Annotated in this window: 18 protein-coding genes; 8 read left to right on the top strand and 10 right to left on the bottom strand. The window is 66.4% G+C overall.

The genetic code is table 11. The annotated features are described in order from the left end of the window. The first annotated feature begins 7 nt into the window (after window positions 1-7). Window positions 8-628: a TetR/AcrR family transcriptional regulator gene (locus NOF53_RS18940; RefSeq protein ID WP_255971518.1), complete on the top strand. Its 621-nt coding sequence runs from the start codon at window positions 8-10 to the stop codon at window positions 626-628. Here NOF53_RS18940 and NOF53_RS18935 read toward each other — a convergent pair. Together NOF53_RS18935 and NOF53_RS18930 are read right to left on the bottom strand one after the other, a co-directional pair. Then, window positions 560-2,080, bottom strand: a complete 1,521-nt coding sequence (locus NOF53_RS18935; RefSeq protein ID WP_255971516.1) for an FAD-dependent oxidoreductase — start codon at window positions 2,078-2,080, stop codon at window positions 560-562. The genes NOF53_RS18940 and NOF53_RS18935 overlap by 69 nt on opposite strands. After that, on the bottom strand, window positions 2,077-3,645 hold the full coding sequence (locus tag NOF53_RS18930) for an MFS transporter (protein ID WP_255971514.1): 1,569 nt from the start codon (window positions 3,643-3,645) through the stop codon (window positions 2,077-2,079). Before NOF53_RS18930 ends, NOF53_RS18935 begins: the two co-directional genes overlap by 4 nt. A 134-nt stretch (window positions 3,646-3,779) precedes the next feature. Here NOF53_RS18930 and NOF53_RS18925 point away from each other — a divergent pair, with 134 nt between their 5' ends. Both NOF53_RS18925 and NOF53_RS18920 read left to right on the top strand, forming a co-directional pair. Continuing rightward, window positions 3,780-4,094 carry an ArsR/SmtB family transcription factor gene (locus NOF53_RS18925; RefSeq protein WP_255971512.1) on the top strand — a complete coding sequence of 105 codons (315 nt, stop codon included), beginning with the start codon at window positions 3,780-3,782 and terminating at the stop codon, window positions 4,092-4,094. 81 nt (window positions 4,095-4,175) lie between these two features. After that, a complete protein-coding gene (locus tag NOF53_RS18920; RefSeq protein ID WP_255971510.1) occupies window positions 4,176-5,237 on the top strand; it encodes a GAF domain-containing protein in 1,062 nt (353 codons plus the stop codon). Here NOF53_RS18920 and NOF53_RS18915 read toward each other — a convergent pair. The 3 genes from NOF53_RS18915 to NOF53_RS18905 form a co-directional block, all read right to left on the bottom strand. Continuing rightward, complete coding sequence (locus NOF53_RS18915; RefSeq protein ID WP_255971508.1) at window positions 5,160-6,245, bottom strand: VIT1/CCC1 transporter family protein; 1,086 nt, start codon at window positions 6,243-6,245, stop codon at window positions 5,160-5,162. The two genes, NOF53_RS18920 and NOF53_RS18915, sit on opposite strands and share 78 nt — an antisense overlap. 63 nt (window positions 6,246-6,308) lie before the next feature. After that, window positions 6,309-6,977, bottom strand: a complete 669-nt coding sequence (locus NOF53_RS18910) for a SanA/YdcF family protein (protein WP_255971507.1) — start codon at window positions 6,975-6,977, stop codon at window positions 6,309-6,311. 525 nt (window positions 6,978-7,502) lie between these two features. Next, on the bottom strand, window positions 7,503-8,915 hold the full coding sequence (locus tag NOF53_RS18905) for an FUSC family protein (RefSeq protein WP_255971506.1): 1,413 nt from the start codon (window positions 8,913-8,915) through the stop codon (window positions 7,503-7,505). A 75-nt stretch (window positions 8,916-8,990) separates the two neighbouring features. Here NOF53_RS18905 and NOF53_RS18900 point away from each other — a divergent pair, with 75 nt between their 5' ends. Next, window positions 8,991-9,506, top strand: a complete 516-nt coding sequence (locus tag NOF53_RS18900; RefSeq protein WP_374212636.1) for a MarR family winged helix-turn-helix transcriptional regulator — start codon at window positions 8,991-8,993, stop codon at window positions 9,504-9,506. Between the two features lie 12 nt (window positions 9,507-9,518). On the opposite strand, the gene NOF53_RS18895 is transcribed toward NOF53_RS18900, so the two are convergent. Then, window positions 9,519-10,577, bottom strand: a complete 1,059-nt coding sequence (locus tag NOF53_RS18895) for an SDR family oxidoreductase (RefSeq protein ID WP_255971505.1) — start codon at window positions 10,575-10,577, stop codon at window positions 9,519-9,521. Between the two features lie 91 nt (window positions 10,578-10,668). Between NOF53_RS18895 and NOF53_RS18890 the strand changes: the two genes are divergently transcribed. Beyond that, window positions 10,669-10,986, top strand: coding sequence for an ArsR/SmtB family transcription factor (locus tag NOF53_RS18890; RefSeq protein WP_255971504.1), 318 nt, complete (start codon window positions 10,669-10,671; stop codon window positions 10,984-10,986). Window positions 10,987-11,005: 19 nt separating this feature from the next. Here the strand turns inward: NOF53_RS18890 and NOF53_RS18885 are convergent, their stop codons facing one another. Further along, a complete protein-coding gene (locus NOF53_RS18885) occupies window positions 11,006-11,479 on the bottom strand; it encodes a hypothetical protein (protein WP_255971502.1) in 474 nt (157 codons plus the stop codon). A gap of 59 nt (window positions 11,480-11,538) precedes the next feature. Further along, window positions 11,539-12,360 (bottom strand): DUF72 domain-containing protein, encoded by an 822-nt coding sequence (locus tag NOF53_RS18880; protein WP_255971500.1) that lies wholly within the window; start codon window positions 12,358-12,360, stop codon window positions 11,539-11,541. Between the two features lie 82 nt (window positions 12,361-12,442). Here NOF53_RS18880 and NOF53_RS18875 point away from each other — a divergent pair, with 82 nt between their 5' ends. The 3 genes from NOF53_RS18875 (at window position 12,443) to NOF53_RS18865 (ending at window position 15,199) form a co-directional block, all read left to right on the top strand. Further along, a complete protein-coding gene (locus NOF53_RS18875; RefSeq protein WP_255971498.1) occupies window positions 12,443-12,763 on the top strand; it encodes a GYD domain-containing protein in 321 nt (106 codons plus the stop codon). A 58-nt stretch (window positions 12,764-12,821) separates the two neighbouring features. Beyond that, window positions 12,822-13,676 carry an LLM class F420-dependent oxidoreductase gene (locus tag NOF53_RS18870; protein ID WP_255971496.1) on the top strand — a complete coding sequence of 285 codons (855 nt, stop codon included), beginning with the start codon at window positions 12,822-12,824 and terminating at the stop codon, window positions 13,674-13,676. A 116-nt stretch (window positions 13,677-13,792) separates the two neighbouring features. Further along, window positions 13,793-15,199, top strand: coding sequence for an ABC1 kinase family protein (locus tag NOF53_RS18865; protein WP_255971494.1), 1,407 nt, complete (start codon window positions 13,793-13,795; stop codon window positions 15,197-15,199). 2 nt (window positions 15,200-15,201) lie between these two features. On the opposite strand, the gene NOF53_RS18860 is transcribed toward NOF53_RS18865, so the two are convergent. Together NOF53_RS18860 and NOF53_RS18855 are read right to left on the bottom strand one after the other, a co-directional pair. After that, window positions 15,202-15,903 carry a methyltransferase domain-containing protein gene (locus NOF53_RS18860; protein ID WP_255971492.1) on the bottom strand — a complete coding sequence of 234 codons (702 nt, stop codon included), beginning with the start codon at window positions 15,901-15,903 and terminating at the stop codon, window positions 15,202-15,204. Next, window positions 15,900-17,459, bottom strand: coding sequence for a TerD family protein (locus NOF53_RS18855; protein ID WP_255971491.1), 1,560 nt, complete (start codon window positions 17,457-17,459; stop codon window positions 15,900-15,902). The genes NOF53_RS18860 and NOF53_RS18855 overlap by 4 nt, the downstream gene beginning before the upstream one ends. Window positions 17,460-17,463: the final 4 nt, after the last annotated feature.

The following is a 17,463-nucleotide window of genomic DNA, read 5'->3' as shown; positions in this document are numbered from 1 at the left end:
TGCGCTCATGGCCCGGACGACGTTCTCCACAGATGCCCTTCTCGACGCTGCCCGCGAGGTCATACTCGAGCGCGGCCCCCGTGCGGCGACCATCACGATGATCGCCGCACAGGCCGGTGCACCGACCGGGTCGATCTATCACCGCTTCGCCTCCGTGGACGAGTTGCTGGTACGCACGTGGCTACGGGCGGTCCGGCGCACCCAGCAGGTCCGGCCCGGAGGAAGCGACACCGCAGAGAACCCAGCCGAGGCGGCGGTGCGGCTCGCCCTCGCGTTCTACGACCACTGCATCGAGACCCCGCAGGACACGCTGCTACTCGATCGCCTGCGCCGGGAGGACGTACGGCACCTCGACCTCGACCCGGCGCTGCAAGCCGAGGTCGAGGCTGCCGACAGGGACACGGCCGCCCTGATGGGGGCACTGACCCGCACCGTGTTCGGGCATTCGGGCCGAAGGCAATCCGACCTCGTCGTGCTCGCCGTCATCGACCTGCCGCACAGCTTCGTGCAGCGTTACCTCCAGAGCGGGAAGCGACCGCCCCGCAGTCGCCGGGAAAAGCTACCCGACGCTGTACGTGCTGTCCTGACGGACCGGAACGTCCCCGCGGAAGGTCTCGGTGAGCCGTGACGATAGTTCGGCGAGGTCTGCCGCACCGCCCGACCACGCGACTTCACCGTCCGGTCGCACCAGAACGTTCGCTGTTCCGAGGTTCCGGGCGCGCACCACCTGCACCCGGTCACTCCAGGAGGATTCCACCAGGGCCTGCATCTCGGCGGAGGCATCGCCACACAGCAACAGGCCGCGATCGCCGGCTGCGACATGCAACCGAATCAAATCTGTTGTCTCCACATCTGTCTCGATTTCAGTGTTCACCGCGAAGTCTCCGCGCAGCGCGTCCGGAAGTCCACTGGGCGCCGGCTGACTTTGTCCACTGATCAGCGCGCCCAGAGCGCGGTTGCGCTGCGTGTCCGCCAGCAGGAGGTCCAGTTCGCTCCGCGCACGATCGCCGACCGGACCGATGCGCATACGCTCCCGTTGGTCCGCGACATTGGCGATCACTCCCGCGGCACATGCGTGCCGTTCGCGCGAGTAAGCGTCGAGAACCGAGGGGTCTGCCGATCCGCGCGCCACGAGCGCCAGCCGCCAGCCGAGACCGATCGCGTCCCCGATGCCCAGATTCACACCCTGCCCACCGAGTGGAAAGTGCACGTGCGCAGCATCTCCGACGAGAACCACCCTCCCTTGCCGGTAACGGTCGACGAGTCGCGAGAAGTCGCTGAACCGCGACAGCGATCGGGCGTGCCGAAACGGGACGGGGCTGCCCGCGAATCTGTCGAGAGTGGCCTGCAACTCTGCGGCGGTGAGCGGTCTGCGGTGGTCCTCGTGCGGACGTTCGAGATCAAAGGTGATGATGCGGCTGAAGCCGCCGGGATTCACATTCAGCACCGTCCACCCGCGCTCGGTGCGCATCCATCCCCGCGGGGCAGTCGCGGGGTCGTCGAGCACCGCCAGGCCCAGGAGGGCCGCCGCCGTCGGTGCCGTCTCCGTGACCGGAAACCCGACACTTCGCCGGACGACGCTGCGGGCACCGTCCGCGCCGACCACCCAGTCGCTCGTGACGACGTATGTACGTCCCCCCTGCGTGAACGACACCGTCACCTCGTTGTCGCCTCGGGCAACGTCGGTGACCACCGCGGCCTTGCGCACCGGGACGCCCAGATCGGCCAGACGGGCCGTGAAGACTCGTTCGAGGTCGCTCTGCCCGATACCCGCAATGGCGGGGCCTTCTCCACACGGAGCTGTGATCTGCAATCCCCAGACACCGGCATAGTGGAAGACCGTCGACGTAGCGGGCGCATCGACAGCGGGAGCCGCGAGATGTCCGCGCCGCGCCAGCAGTTGAAGGCTGCGAGCGTGGATCGTCCCCGCCTTCGGAACGTCGGTGGTGTAGGGGGCGGCCTCGAGAACCAGCACGTCGATTCCACTGCGCGCCAGTTCGAGCGCCGTCAGCGATCCGACCGGTCCACCCCCGACCACCACGACCTGATAGTGATCCCGAAGAATGTCGGCCGTCGTCATCGCGCCCTCGGACCCCTGCGCAGCAACACCGCGATGATCCCCGACAGCGCCGTCACGACCACCGCCAGCACGATCAGCGTCGTGTGGAAAGCACTGTTGTAGGCGTCGATCATCAGCGGTGCCACCTCGTCGCGGGCACGCGGTCCTGCCACGTCGAGGGCCTTGCCGAGGTCGCCACTCGCCGTGTTCGCTACCACATCGGCCGGGCTACCGATTCCGTCGACACCGGCCAGAGCGGCTTCACCCCGGCTTGTGACCAGACCGGTGAGCAGCGCCGCGTAGACGGCGACCGCTATCGCCTCGCTCCCCAACCGCATCGTGTTCACCACGCCCGCAGCCATCCCGGCCTTGTCGTCGGGTACCAGCGCCAGGGCCTGGCCGTCGACGAGGCCGGCCGAGAGTCCCATCCCGCAACCGGCGAGCAGGAGGGGTACCGCAATCACCGCGACGAGGGTGTCCGGTCCGGCCAACAGGAGACCCAGATCCCCGAAGACCAACGCTCCGAGGCTGATCCAGATGACCACCAGTGGATTGATTCCCGCGGTCACGGCGCGGCCGGCGACGAGCGGGCCCACGACCACCGGGATGGTGAGCAACACAATCACCAGGCCGGCCTTCGCCGACGACTGTCCGGCAACGAGTTGCAGGAAGGTCGGAAAGTACGTGAGCAAAGTGACGAAGCCGAACGACGCGGCTACCGGAACCAGGCACAGTGCCATGAATCGTGCGTGTGTGAGTAGTTCGAGATCCAGCAGAGGGGTCTGCCGGCGTGACTCGACCCGGGCGAACGCCACGAGCAGGATGGCGGCGAGCACGAAGGACGCGACGACCGCAGGGCTGGTCCATCCCCAGGGCTCGCCCTGAACGATTCCGGCCATGGCGGCGAACAGGCCCAGGACCAGCAGGACCGTTCCGAGGAGGTCGAATTTCGCGACTCCGTCAACGGTGGGCCGCGAGAGACCGATCACGGGAGCAGCGGCCAGGACGAGCACCAGAACTGCCGCTTGAACGGCGAAGATGGGCCGCCATCCTGCGGTGTCGACGAGGAGTCCGGACAAGGTCGGACCCAGCGCGACACCGATACCTGCGGTGGTTCCGAACAGTGCGAAGGCACGCAGCCGGGCGGGTCCTTCGAACACAGACGACAGGATCGCCGCACCGCACGAGAAGATGGCGGCGCCGCCGAGACCGGCCACGCCCCGTGCGACGTCGAGGACCACGATGCCGGGCGCCAGCGCACTGGCCGCGCTGCCGACCGCGAACGTGGCCGCTCCTGCCGCGAAGAGACGTCCCCGGCCGAAACGATCCGACAACGAGCCCCATACCAGGGTGAAGCAGGCGAACGACAGGTTGAAGGCATTGACCACCCACTGCTGGCCGGCCGTGCCTCCGCCGATGTCCGAGGAGATCGCCGGAAGCGCCACTGCCGTACCGGAAATCGACATCGGCACGACGAGGACCGCCAGCAGTACCGCGGCGAGGACAAGGTTCTGCTTTGGCGGCGGCGATACGTCGTGGGGCGGCAACGACGTGTGCGCGCCTGGCGTGCTCAGCTCCGAGGTCATGTCGATCCTTCCTGAAAGTGTGTGGGTTCCTCGCCGGTCGTGAGGTTCGATATACTGCGAACCATGCCGCAGATTTAGGTTCGACGCAAGACGAACCTTGTTTGCGGCTCCGTCCCCGAACCAGGAGGTGTGCCGTGCCCGACGCCGAGGGCCATCCCGCAACCGAGGAGATCGAGTTGGTCTCGGTTCTCGCGGCGCTCGCCGACCCGCTACGCCTGGAGGTCGTCCAGAAACTCCTTGACGAGGCCGAAGGTGCCGAGCGCCACTGCACGTCGTTCGGTCTACCCGTGTCGAAGTCGACACGCAGCCACCATTTCAAGGTTCTGCGCGAGGCCGGGTTGATCAAGCAAGTAGATCGCGGCAATTCCCGGATGGCTCAATTGCGAAGATCGGACATCGAGTTCCGGTTCCCGGGGTTGTTGGACTCCGTGGCACAGAAATCCCGCTGACTCAGGTCGAGGGCGCACGTCTCGCCGAGCGTGCGCCGTGGCAGCGTGAGATGATCGGGCGCCATGAGGGGGGCGTCACCAGTGGATCAACAGGGCAATGACGGCTGGATACTCGTCGAAACTCTCGGTGACGCACCGACAGTGATCGCCGAAGGAACGAGGCAACGGCAGTGCCGACCCCTCGGCAACGTGTATCGCGGCAGAACACTGGCGTTGGTCGCCGGCACCATCGCGTCCGTGCAGGCGTCGCGGCAGCCGGCTCGAGTACTACTCGGGGAGACCGTGAACGGTATCGGCCTGGTCGTGGCCAGACCGGTACTCGGCCCGGGCGGGGACGTTCTCGCGGTTCAGGTCTTCACCGCCCCTGCCGACAGGTCTCCGCCGGCGCCACATCGCGCGGCGGGCTGGGAGTGGAACCTGTCCGCCTCGGCGGGCCCGCGGCGGACACGATGGACGCAGGAGTTCCGAAAGCTGTACGGAGTTTCGGACACCCGGCCACCGCACGCCTACTTCGGCCTTGCCGATCTGTACCGCAGGGTACCGCGCATTTCGGACATTGCTGTTCTGATGGAACGCGTCGACAACGCGCGACCCGGTGAATCCTTGTCGGGTGAGCTCATCGCCCGGCGAGACGACGGAACGTTGCGCCTGGTCCGGTTCGTGCGCCGCGCGGTCGACACGCCCGAAGGGGTGACTTTACGGGGAGTCGACCACGACATCACGGATCGGACAGATGCGGGCGAACTGGCCGTCCGCATCATGGACTCCGATGTGGCGGCGACGGTGCACTCGGTGGCCGGAGTTCATGCGGCGCTTGTGGATTCGTACCACGGATACGCCATCAAGTGGATCACCGCACCCTTGCCGGGACTGTCCGCAGAAGTGGAGGGCGGGCAGGTGAGCCTGCTGCACGGCGACGACCTCGGCGCCGTGCGACCGCACGAGCCGGCCCGACTACCCGGTGTCGCGCGGGTGTCCATGGCCGATGGGTCGTGGGCTCCCCACGCGGTACGCGCGTTTCCCGTGCCCGGCTACGGATCCACGCCCGTGGTGATGGTGACATTTTCAGCTGCTCGTCCCGAACAGCATTCCCAGCACGTAGGTCGCGGCCGCTGCGCCGTACCCGATTGCCAGCTGGCGTAGCGCCCGCCTGACAGGTGGGCCACCCGAGAGCAGGCCCACCACCAGACCGGTTCCGAGCAGTGCCACGCCGACGAGCGCAGCAGCGACCACGAGCGCGGCGGTACCCTCCAGACCGAAGAGGTACGGCAGCACCGGGATGATGGCACCGGAGGCGAAGAAGCTGAAACTCGCTGCGGCAGCGCCGATGCCCGTGCCGATGGCTTCATGTTCGTCGACACCGTCGGTACTGGGATCAGGTTCGGGGTGGTACGTGGCCTGGAGGACCTCTTTGGCGCGGTTCTCTGCTTCCTCCACCGACATTCCGCGCGCCCGGTAGACGAGAGCCAGTTCGTTCGCATCGACGTCCAGAAGGGGCACTGCCTCGCGGGCCGCACGCCCCGGCGTGGAGGCCTCCAACAGTTCGCGCTGTGATCGAACCGACACGTACTCGCCCGCTCCCATCGAGAGTGCGCCCGCGAGCAGACCCGCAAGGCCGGTCAGCAGGACGATGGAATTGGAGACGCCGCTTCCGCTGATGCCGAGCACGAGCGCCAGGTTGCTCACCAGACCGTCGTTGGCGCCGAACACGGCGGCACGAAAGGTTCCGGAGAGTCGATTTCGTCCCCGCGCGGCCAGTGCGCGTACCACTTCTTCGTGGATGCGTTCGTCGGCGCCCATCGCCTGCGTCGCGTCGATGTCCGTCGGATACGGCGACCGTGTCTCCGCGCGCTGCGCGAGGGCAAGAACGAATACCGATCCGAATCTTCTCGCGAGAAGACCGAGAATTCGAGTGCGGAGGTCACCGCGCACAGGCTTGCCGACGTGCTCGCCGAGCAGCGCCCGCCAGTGGGCTTCGTGACGGCCCTCGGCGTCGGCGAGTGCGAGGAGGATCGCGCGTTCCTCACCAGTCCGACGCTGTGCGAGGTCCCGGTAGACGGCCGCCTCCGCGCGTTCGTCGGCGAGATAGCGACGCCATTTCCGGACGTCCTGGGAACTGGGATCCGGCCTGGCACCGGAATCGGACACCATGCTCAGCCTCCGATCGTCGACTGGGAGAAGGATACCGAGGCGCGATGTGCCTCACTCCGGAAGTCAGTCCTGTCGAGCCAGCGCCTTCGCGAGTGCATCGTCCCGAGCGGACACCACTGCGGGGTCCCGGCCGGACAGCAGATCGAGCACGGCCTTGGGCCTGGCCAATGGTTCTCGAATGGTGTTCCGGGCGCTCGCGAATACACTGCAGTCGCAGTCCGCGTTGACGCCGTCGGTGTCGATGCCGGCGTCTCGGCACAGCGCGACGGCTCTCGGCACGTGGAATTCCTGGGTGACAATCAGCGCCTTGGTTACACCATACGTATGTATTGCGCGAGCGCACGTGTCGTAGGTGTCCAGCCCATACGGATCACCGACGATCAGATCTCGGTCGATTCCGTTCGCCACCAGGTACTCCGTCATCCCCGCGATCTCGTCGCCGGACTTGCCTCCGGCATCACCGGACACGAGGACCGCCCGCGCACGGCCATCGTTCACGAGCTGGACGGCGACGTCGAGTCGGCCGGACAGGAACGCCATCGGCTTGCCGTCGCGCACCTGCGCACCGAGGACGATCACCACGGGAGCTGCCGGAGCACTATCAGCGTCGTAGACGTGGCCGGTGGCCTGCCGCGAAACCCATACCGTCGACGCGGCCACAACGATCACGGCGAGGATCCCCGCCACCGCCCCCACCCCGAGCATGCGGCGAACCCACCGTCGTTTCCCCATGCCGGTATCCAACCACAGGCCACATCGGCGACCCGCAGATGTTTCGTGACCGATCCTTCTACGACTCTGCGCTCAGGGCACCGAGACGGCGTGCGTGTGGGACCGGACCGCCTTCCGCAGTTCTGAGCGCAAGAGCGTACGGGAACCGCACGCGCACCGAGCCGGAATCTGATCGTCGTCGAATCTGGAGGCGTCGAGCATATCGATGTAGTCGGTGCCGGGTCGATCGCCGTGATGTCCGGTGCCCTCCCGATCACGTGATCCGTGGCCTCCTGGGCCACCCCCGGCGACCACCACGGGACCTTCGTCCGTCCGATACACGGTGGCGACCCGGTGACTGGCGGGGCAGGTAACACGCACTATGGCGTGATCACTACGTTGCGCACCGAGCGACTCCACGGCTGTCCGCGCAAGCCTTCGACGATCTGTCGGTAGAAGTTGTTCTGTGTCCATAAAGACATTCCACACCCGATCGGCGCGCACTTGAAGGGGATTTCGCAGTTCTCCGACGCTGCAGACCCTTCGCTAGGCCACGTGGTGGTGATCTTTGCGGCTGATGGCCGCGGCGGACACGATCACGCCGATTACCACCCCGACCGCCGTGTCGATCACCCGACTGACCGCGATGTCCGGAGTAACTGCCGATCCCAGACCGGTGAGCAGCAGTGCCATGGGGGTAATCACGACGGACGCGAAGGCGTAGCTCTTGATGACGACGAGTTCGGTCACTGTCTGCAGCACGACGATCACGACCACCGTCTGCCAGTACCCCAGAGCGGTGGCGATCAGCGCGGCGGCGAGGACGGCGCCGGCGACATTTCCGGACAATCGCTGGATTCCCCGCTGCACCGTCTGACTGAAGGTCACACCCTGCATGGCCGCCATCGCACCCATCGACGCCCACAGCGGATGTTCCAGCCCCACCGCGACGCAGAAACATCCGGCAAGGAGTGCGGCCACCGCAATGCGGGCCGCATTCAGTGCCGCGTCCCGCGACCGCAATCGTCGAATACCGTCCGGGAGAAATCGGTCGCGTGCCGGCAGGTCGCCGTCGCGGCACTCGATACCGGGAAGGTGACTGCGACGCTTCACCTTGCGCAGTTCGCTCTCGTGTTCGACGAGGGCACGCAAGGTGGCAGAGTCTCGATCCGACGCCCACCGCTCGACCACCGCTTCTGCGTCGGCGAGCAATGCGAGGAGCTGACGAGAATGCGCATCTCGGCTCCTGCCGTTGTGCGCCATCACATCCCACGCATGATCGACGGCCCGGCGCGCAGACACCAGAGCACCGTCCTCGCCCGCACGCCCCAGTTCCGACACCGCAGTAAGAGCTCTCGCCACCGCGAGACGCGCGGGTCCGAGCGGAACGAAGAGGTACGGCGTCATGACAGCAAGCCAGCCGACGGCCACTCCCCCCGCGACAGCGCCCACAGCCGGCCCCACGTCGGCCAGATCCCTGGCATACCCGACGGCAGCGGTGGCCGCGAAGATCAGGATGACGGGACCTGGGCCGACGATGCGGAAGGCGGTCAGGAGCCAGGCGGCGACACCCGCGGCGACGGACGTCAGCGCGATCTGCCACCACACGGCCCAGCCGGCCGCACCGAGCAGTGCGCCTGCCGCGACGTAGGCGATCAAGGCGATTCCCACGAAGCCGGCCTTGCGGGCGAGCCGCGGATACGGCTCGTACCGCCCGAATGCCGAGGTCAACGCACCTAGAGCGCCGAGCCCCGCAAGATTTCCGTGCCCGAGCAGCCCGCCCAGCACCAGTACCAGCGCGGTCGCCACACCCACCCGTATCGCCGGTGCGATGGTCGCGTCAACCGTGCGGACCTCGAACGCTCGACGCCAGGTGGCGGGCGTCACCGAATGCTTCAGCGCAGTGCGACAGTGATCGAGCCGGCTGTTGTCGGGGGCGTATCGGGGAAGACCGTGCATCGTTCGAGCCTAACGTATACTTCACTAGTAAAATAGTTATGAACTAGTGTGAAGTTGGTCGCTACGATGGTTCCCATGAGCAGCACTCCCCGTCCGGACGAGGATTTCACCGACCGAGTCCGACGCGAGTGGGCCGAAACCTATCCCGAGGTCGACACCTCACCGATCGAGGTGATCGGACGGATCACCCGCATCGGGTCCCGCGCCTTGCAGCAGCTGGACCACTCACTCGACGAACATGGCGTCTCCCGCCCCGAATTCGACGTGCTGTGCGTGCTGGCCCGGAGCGGGCGCCCGTTGCGGGCCAGTGAAGTGACCGCCGTAACCATGCTCAGTGGCGCCTCCACCACCAAACATGTCGATCGCCTCGGCAGGCTCGGCCTGGTGGAACGCCTGCCCTTCGAGCGCGACGGGCGGGTCGTCCTGCTTCATCTCACGGACGCCGGGCGCGCCCTCGTCGACGCCGAGTTCCCGCGACGGATCGAGCGAGACAGGCGACTACTCGACGGTCTCGACCAGGACGAATGCTCGTTGTTGGCCGACTTGCTCCGCCGCATCGCCGCCAACGTCGAGTCCGGCACACATCCCTAGCTGCACGAGACGTCAGGGGATGATGCGCCGAGCGCGCAGGTCGCGGAAAATGTCGAAGAACATGCGCTCGGTATCGACGAAACGGTGAAATCCCGCCCGGCGCGCCTTCGACCCGTCCGCGAACACGTCGTAATCCCACCCGAAGACGAAATCGCCGAAAGCCCAGGACGACACATCGGAGTACGAAGTGTTCTCCAGTCCGTGCCGAACGACGAGGTCGTTCCACACCGGTTCCTTGTCGGCCATGACGGTCGCCATCGACATGGGGAGTGGGGGAGCGAGATCCATCTCGAAGAATTCGGCGATCTTGGGCAGCATGTCGTTCCACCGAAACAGATCGCCGTTGTTGATGTTGAATGCCTGGTTGGCACACGACGGCGTCGTTGCAGCCCAGACGGTGGCCTCGGCGAGCAGGCCGGCGTCGGTCATCTCGATCAGACTGGTGTACGCACCGGGTTTACCCGGAAACCTCAAGGGCACACCGAGTTCCTTCGAGAGGGTGGCATACACCGCGATCACGAGCGCGAGGTTCATGGGGTTCCCCAGCGCGAATCCGCACACTACCGACGGGCGGATCGCGGACCACGACCACGCCTTCCCGCGTTGCCGTTCTTCGAGGAAACGTTGCTGATCGACATTGAATTCCGGCGGCATATGCGGCGGGTCGCTCTCTCGCGCCGGGGTTGCGAAGGGCCCGAGGTGGGCGCCGTACACCTTGTAGCCCTGCATCAAGCTGACGTGCTCGAGGCCGGTGGCGACGGGTTCGATCGCGTTGACGGTGTTGACGAGCATCGCGACGTTGGGCGCCACCAGTTCTGCCCACGAAGGGCGGTCCTGATATGCGGCATAGAAGACGTGGGTTGCGTCGTGGAGTCCACGCAGTTTCTCGGTGGCGTCTTGCTCATCGAGCAGGTCTACCGCGATGTGCCGGACGCGTTCGGTGGAGGGTCCGCCGCGACGGGACAACCCGATGACGTCCCATTCGCCTGTCGACTCCAGGTGGGCGATCAGGTTGCCGCCGATCACCCCACGTGCCCCCACGACCACTGCCACCCTGCGACTCGGTCCCATTCCGGCCTCCTATCGTCATATCGCGAAGTTGCGATGTGGGGAGTTAACCACACGCATCGGGATATCGCGATGTGACGGTACTATGGGCGGCATGGAGGAGAATCCGGACTCGACCGGGCTGGCACTGGTCTTCAAAGCACTGTCGAACCCAACCCGAGTGCGCATCCTGCAGTGGTTGAAGGACCCCGGCGACTTCCCTCCTCAGCTGGAACCCGCCGAGGAAGTGGGTGTGTGCTTGAAACACATCCAGGCCCGAGCCGAGGTTTCCCAGTCCACGGCGTCCCAGTACATGGCAGCCCTACAGAGTGCGGGCCTCGTGACCAGCAGACGGATCGGGCAATGGACGCACTACCAGCGCAACGAGGAAGTGATCGCGCGGCTGGCCGAGCAGATCCGCACCGAACTCTGATTCGAGAGGTGAGCAGAAATCAGGGCATCTCGACAGTCTCGGCGCGGGCGATCTCGTCGAGCGCCCGCCGCAGGTAGTCGGTGGCGGAGGCTCCGGCCGTGGTCGAGAGATCGGCAATCACGAGAATCGCCGCTTCCACGGCATGTTCGGGTGTTCGCGGGTTCTCCTCGATCTCCGTCACACCGAGTGCGCCGGTGAGCACGCTGACGAAGGCATCGACGTCGGCGGCGGGCAGCCAGACCGCGGCCGCACGGGTGCAGCGTCCGAGCACATCCTGAACATCTTCTCCGGTCAGCCCGTCCGGGTGAAGCGTCTCGAGCAGTTCCCGGACCACGGCTGCCAGCACGACCCGAACTTGTTCCGCCGGCGCCTCGGCCAAGTTGGCCGCTGCCTCGGTCAGCGCTGCCGCGTCCGAGGAGCGGGCAGCGGCGATTGCAGCGTCGACCGCTTCGGCAATGTCGCGGGCGACCGTCGGCCAGTGGGTGGGCCACATCGGGTGATCCTCTTTCTCCAGGAGAAGTACGCATTCACCTTCCCACGGACGACCGACACTCAGCTCCCCCGTACCCGCTCGATCAGCCGGAGCGCATCGAACGGGGCGTACCCCTTCATGTCGTTGTCGAAGTACACGAACACGTCGAGACCCTGCGCCATCCACTCCTCGATCTTGCCTGCCCATCTGTCCAGGGCCTGATCGTCGTAACCGCTGGCATAGAGCTCCTTGTCGCCGTGCAACCGGATGTAGACGAAGGTGCTCGTGGCCACCTCCACCAACGGATATCGGCCCGCGGTGTCGGCCACCACGAAGGCGACATCGTGGGCGCGGAGCAGTTCGGTCGCCTGCTCGGTGTCGAAGCTGCGGTGGCGGACCTCGAGCGCGTGACGAAGCGGGCGGTCGGCGTCAATCTGGAGGAGAACTCTGTCGCCGGACAGCTTTTCGTCGTGGTGAGACGCAAGCTCCGCCGCCTCCGTGGTGGTGCGCGGAAGCTGGTCGAAGAAGGCAGCCAGGCTCGACTCGTCGAAGGCGAGCGTCGGGGGAAGTTGCCACAGGAACGGCCCGAGTTTGGGACCGAGCGCTAGCACCCCCGAGGCGAAGAAATTGGCCACTGCGCTTTCCGCACCCACCAACCGCTTCATGTGGGTGATGTAGCGGCCACCCTTGACCGCGAACACGAAGTCCTCCGGCGTCTCGCTCCGCCACTTCGCGTAACTGGTGGGCCGTTGCAACGAATAGAACGACCCGTTGATCTCGATCGACGTCAATCGGCCCGCCGCATAGGACAATTCCTTGCGGTGAGCCAATCCCTCCGGATAGAAATCACCGCGCCAGCCCGGATACGTCCAACCGGAGATACCTATTCGGGCCTGCGACATGTCCTGACACTAACTCCGTAGCCCCTTGCGTGCGGTCGGTCCCGGGGAGAAGCATGGGACGAACCACAACCGAGGAGGCCCCATGCCGAAATACCTCTGGCAGGTCACGTACTCACCCGAAGGCGCGCAGGGACTTCTTGCCGAGGGTGGCACCGCTCGACGCGAGGCAATCACACGGATGGTCGAAAGCATCGGCGGGACAGTAGAATCCTGCTACTTCGCGCTCGGCGGGCGGGATCTGTTCGTCATCGGCGACGTACCCGACGACGTCGCGGCCGCTGCTCTCGGCATCCGTACCGCCGCATCCGGTGCTGCGCGATCGGAGTCGGTGATGCTGCTGACGCCCGAACAGATCGACGACGCGGTGCACCGCGAGGCCGATTATCGCGCGCCGGGAAGCTGACGGTCTGCCGGTTCGAGGTCTCCGGAATGAATGGCAGCGCGGAGAGGTTGCACGCCACATGACGGAGACCACAGCGAACACCCCGAGGCTCGGACAATTCGGCGTATGGCGACACGCAGGCGGCCTGCAACCCGAGGTGGGCACGGCCATCGAAAACGCCGGCTTCGGTGCCATCTGGATCGGTGGGTCTCCGCCTGCCGACCTCGAGGTGGCGGAGCGCCTGCTCGACGCCACCTCCACGATCACCGTGGCCACCGGCATCACCAACATCTGGACCGCGCCGGCCGAAGAGATCGCGGAATCGTTCCACCGGCTCGAGAAGCGTCATCCCGGGCGTTTTCTCCTGGGGATCGGTGTCGGCCATCCCGAACAACCGGGACTGAACTACACCAAGCCGTACTCCTCTCTCGTGAACTACCTGGATGTCCTCGACGAAGCCGGAGTGCCCGCCGGCCGCCGGGTTCTGGCCGCACTCGGCCCCAAGGTTCTGAAGCTCTCGGCAGAGCGAAGCGCCGGTGCGCACCCCTACCTGACCACTCCCGCGCACACTCGCGAGGCCCGCGAACTCGTCGGGGCCGGTCCGATACTCGCACCGGAGCAGAAGGTGGTTCTCGACACCGATGCCGCGCGGGCCCGCCCGATCGGACGCGCCGCCGTAGACAACCCCTACCTGCACCTGCGCAACTACGTGAGCAACCTCGAACGGCTCGGGTTCACCCAGGAGCAGATCGCCGACGGCGGCAGCGACGACCTGATCGACGCCCTGGTCGCTCACGGAGATACGGGATATATCGCCGGACGCTTGCGCGAACACCTGGATGCAGGTGCCGACCACGTGGCGATTCAGGTGCTCCCGGCCGGGGACGACCCGCTTCCTGCGCTTCGCGAGCTCGCGGCCGCGCTCGGGGTCTGAGTTGCGGTGACGAAATAGTGTGACAGCGAGTCCCGCATACCGGCAGAAGTCGGGCTCATCGGTCGGGGTAGGGTCCCCACTGAACGGCAGCCAGGACTGAACGCAAGGTAGGAACTGTGCAAGAGCCAACGGCACGTCCAGTCGGCCCCTACGCCTCGGGTCCGCCCACAGCCGCCCTGACCGTCGACGTCGTCACCCTCGACCGGTTTCGTGGCGCGGAACTGTGGCGAGCGCTCGTCATCGGCGTCGTCATCGTCTTCTCCGTGCTGTTCTCCGTTGCCAGCTGGCCTTTCCGTCGCCGCGGCCGCTCCCTCGCGGACGCGGCGTCGGAAGGGCTGGTCGACGGCTTCGAGGTGCTGGGCCCCACCTTCGTGAAGGTCGGCCAATTGATGGCGTCGTCGTCCGGAGTGTTCCCCGCCCCGCTCGCCAACGCGTGCCTGCGATGTCTCGACGACGTCCCCCCGGTCTCCGCGGCCGAGGCCCGCAGAGTCATCGAGCAAGACCTGGGTCACCCGGTGGACACACTGTTCGCCAGATTCGACGACGCCCCCCTCGCCGCCGCCTCCGTCGCGCAGGTCCACGCGTGCGTGCTGCACGACGGCCGGGAAGCCGTCATCAAAGTGCAACGCCCCGACATCTTCCGCCGCATGGTGGTGGATCTGCGCACCGCGTACTGGGGTGCGCGGATCCTCGAGCGGCTGTTCGAGTTCTTCCGCATCGCCAACGCGACGGCCATCATCCGCGATTTGCACGCCGCCACGATGACCGAGCTCAACAGCGCCGTCGAAGCGGACCGTCAGACCCGGTTCCGCACCAACATCGGGGCGTTCGGTGACAACAAAGGCGTCACCACCCCGGAGGTGTACTGGGACTATTGCGGTCCCCACGTGATCTGCATGGAACGCATGTACGGATTGCCCCTCGACCGGTTCCCGGACCTCGCGCACATGGACACCCGGATGCTGATCCGCCGGGGCGTGAAGGTCTGGCTGGAATCGGTCATCGTGCACGGACCGTTCCACGGCGACGTGCACGCAGGAAACTTGTGGGTGCTCGAGGACGGTCGTATCGCCATGCTCGACTTCGGTATCGTCGGCGAACTCCCGGAGTCTTGGCGCCAGATTCTTCGCGACATGTTCTACGCGACCCTGATCGACGGCGACTTCTCCCGGATGGCCCGCGGTATCCGGAGCCTCGGATATGCGACAGATAACCCTGCGACCGACGAGGAGATCGGACTGCAGGTGGCGGCCGCCCTCGCGCCCCTCCTCGGCCGTGACCTCGGTGAACTGCGCCTGAGCGAACTGATCATGGCGTTGGTCGGGATCGGCAAGAAGTGGGGCATCGCGAGCCCGGAGGAATTGGTGCTGTTCGGCAAGCAGCTCGGCTACTTCGAACGCTACGCGACGGAACTCGCGCCCGGATGGGTGCTCGGACAGGACCTCTTCTTGTTCCGCAACGTCTTCCCCGACGCGGTCGCCGCGAAATCGCGTGAACTCGGGATCGAGCTACCGGACGAGTGAGTTCACGGGCCCGTTCCCCCGTTGAACACGAGCATGGCGTCGGCGCCCCGCTGGAATTGATAGTCGACCTTCCCCACGCGGGGTTGCAATCCCCAAGACTCGAGCTCGACGAGCAGCGGGGGCAGCAACTCGTCCACTGGATCGCCGGCCTGATTCACGAGGGGGAATACTCGAACTTCACCCTTCGCTACCCGAGCCAACTCCCGCAGCGCGGCACGGTGGAAGTTGTAGTCGAGGCGGTCTGCGTAGGTGAACAGAAGGTGCGAGGACAGCACCAGGTCGAAAGTACCGTCGGCGAACGGCAACCTCGGCAGGGCCCCTGCACGGTATCGACGGGGATTCGCGACGATGTCGGCGCCGAATTTCTCCGCCGATTCCCGCCGCATCCGGTGATGACCGTCCGGGTTGCCGTAGAACTCCCATCGGTAGTCGTCGGCGTGGTCGGTGGCCCACTGGGCACCCCGGGCAACCTCCTCGCGAACGTGCTCGGCAATCTTCGCGGCAGTTCGGCGATACACCGGGTCGACGGCCATGGCGTCTACGCCCAGTTGGTGGGCGGAGGCGGTGAAACTCGCTCCCCCACCGGGACAGTCCAGCACTCGTCCGGTGAGGTCGGCGTCGCCGAGTGCGAACATCGCCCGATACTCCGCCATCGAGCGGGAACTGATCAGGTACTCACCGATCGACCGTTCGCCCACGCTCATCGCCCGGTCAGCGAATCGAGCACCGACGCGCGCTGCAGCGGATCGGCGGGAAGTCGATCGGGCGTGAGGATCCACTGGTTACGCGTCCACGGGTCGGAAACGGTGAGAACCCCCGACGACGGAACCTGCTGGGCGATTCTCTCGAGCACCGCGACACCGGGATCCGTTTGCGCCGCACTGTTGTCACCGACGATGATCAGGGACGTCCCGGCGGCGGGACCGTGGTCGGCCAGATGGACGATGCGCGCCGCGTCCTCGGCGCCGTAACCGTGCGGGAAATCGTTGAGGATCACCAGGCGCGGTGACGGCACCTTGTCGTGAATCCCACTGCGTGCGGCCATCTCCGCGAGGTCGACACTTTCCGACAGCGCCGTGAGCCGTGCCGCGATGTCGGATGCGGCATTCACCACTGGAGCAGACAGCAGAGCGGCGAGGGGCTCGGTGATGGCTCGCAACGAACCGCTGAGGTCCACGACTTCGAGCGTGGACGTCGCCGCGGAGGAGGCCACCAGCATGCGCACCGCCAGTGCGGCGACCACCGGTGCGGCCTCCGCGGGGTCACCGAGAATCCACAGCGGGCGGCTCAGCGGATAGTGCACACAGAACGGCACCCGCAGGTCGCCGAGATCGGGTGCGGACAATTCGCCGAGTCGCAGGCCGTCGGTCACCACGCCGCTCGCGTGCCTGGCCGACCACGAAGTCGATTCGAAGGTGGCCAGGGAGCGCGGCAGCAGCGGGTCGATGACACGGAGCTCCTCGGCCAACAGCGTTGTCTCACCCGCGAATTTGGACTGCGCCTCACCGAGGAGCGCGTCGCAACGTTCTTGCGCTCTTGCCTGCAACTCGACCACTGCGTGACTGTTTCTGGTGGACGGGTCGGCCACCGACGCAGACAGCTCATCGTCCAGCCGGGCCTGGGCGTAGTCGCGCGTTGCTCGGAACGATGCGGCGGACCGAGCCGCATCCTCGAAGATCATCCACACCCGTTCGAACGAATGGGCTGGGTCGAGGGGCACGGCGGCAGGCCCGGAACGCGTTGGCGCAGGGTCTGTCGACACCGGCTCGTCCACCTCGACCCCGTGCCGGGTGAGCAGCTCCGCCAAGCCGCCGTCGTAGCCCTGACCGACCGCCCGGACCTTCCACTCGTCGCCACGGCGATAGAGCTCGAGGCAGATCGCCGCCGTCTCGCTGCCGACGAGGGGCACCTCGAATGCGACCAGTGAAGTGCCGTGCTCGTCGGCGAGCGTCGCCGACACACCGCTGCGCGGCAGGGTGGTCGCCGCATCGGTCGTCGGGTCCACACTGACGACGCAGAGCACAGCGGCGGCGGCGCGATCCACCTCGTCGAGGCTCAGCCGAACCGCGTTGCCGTCGTCGAGAGTCACCCCCGCAGCGGATCGCGCGTTGTAGAACACGAAGTGCTCCGACGACAGCGCACGCAGGTCACCGTCGACCACGAGTACCGACACGTCGACGGGACTGACGTTCATCGCCTGGAAGGACAGCGAACGCGAAGGCAGCACAATGTTCTGCCCCGCCGCGAGGTGAACCGTCACCGCC

Origin of the sequence: Rhodococcus tibetensis, assembly GCF_024438035.1 — a bacterium.
In the GTDB taxonomy this organism is placed as follows: domain Bacteria; phylum Actinomycetota; class Actinomycetes; order Mycobacteriales; family Mycobacteriaceae; genus Rhodococcus_F; species Rhodococcus_F tibetensis.
The sequence above is the reverse complement of the archived record's forward strand: the minus strand, read 5'-3'. Positions and strand labels throughout refer to the sequence as shown.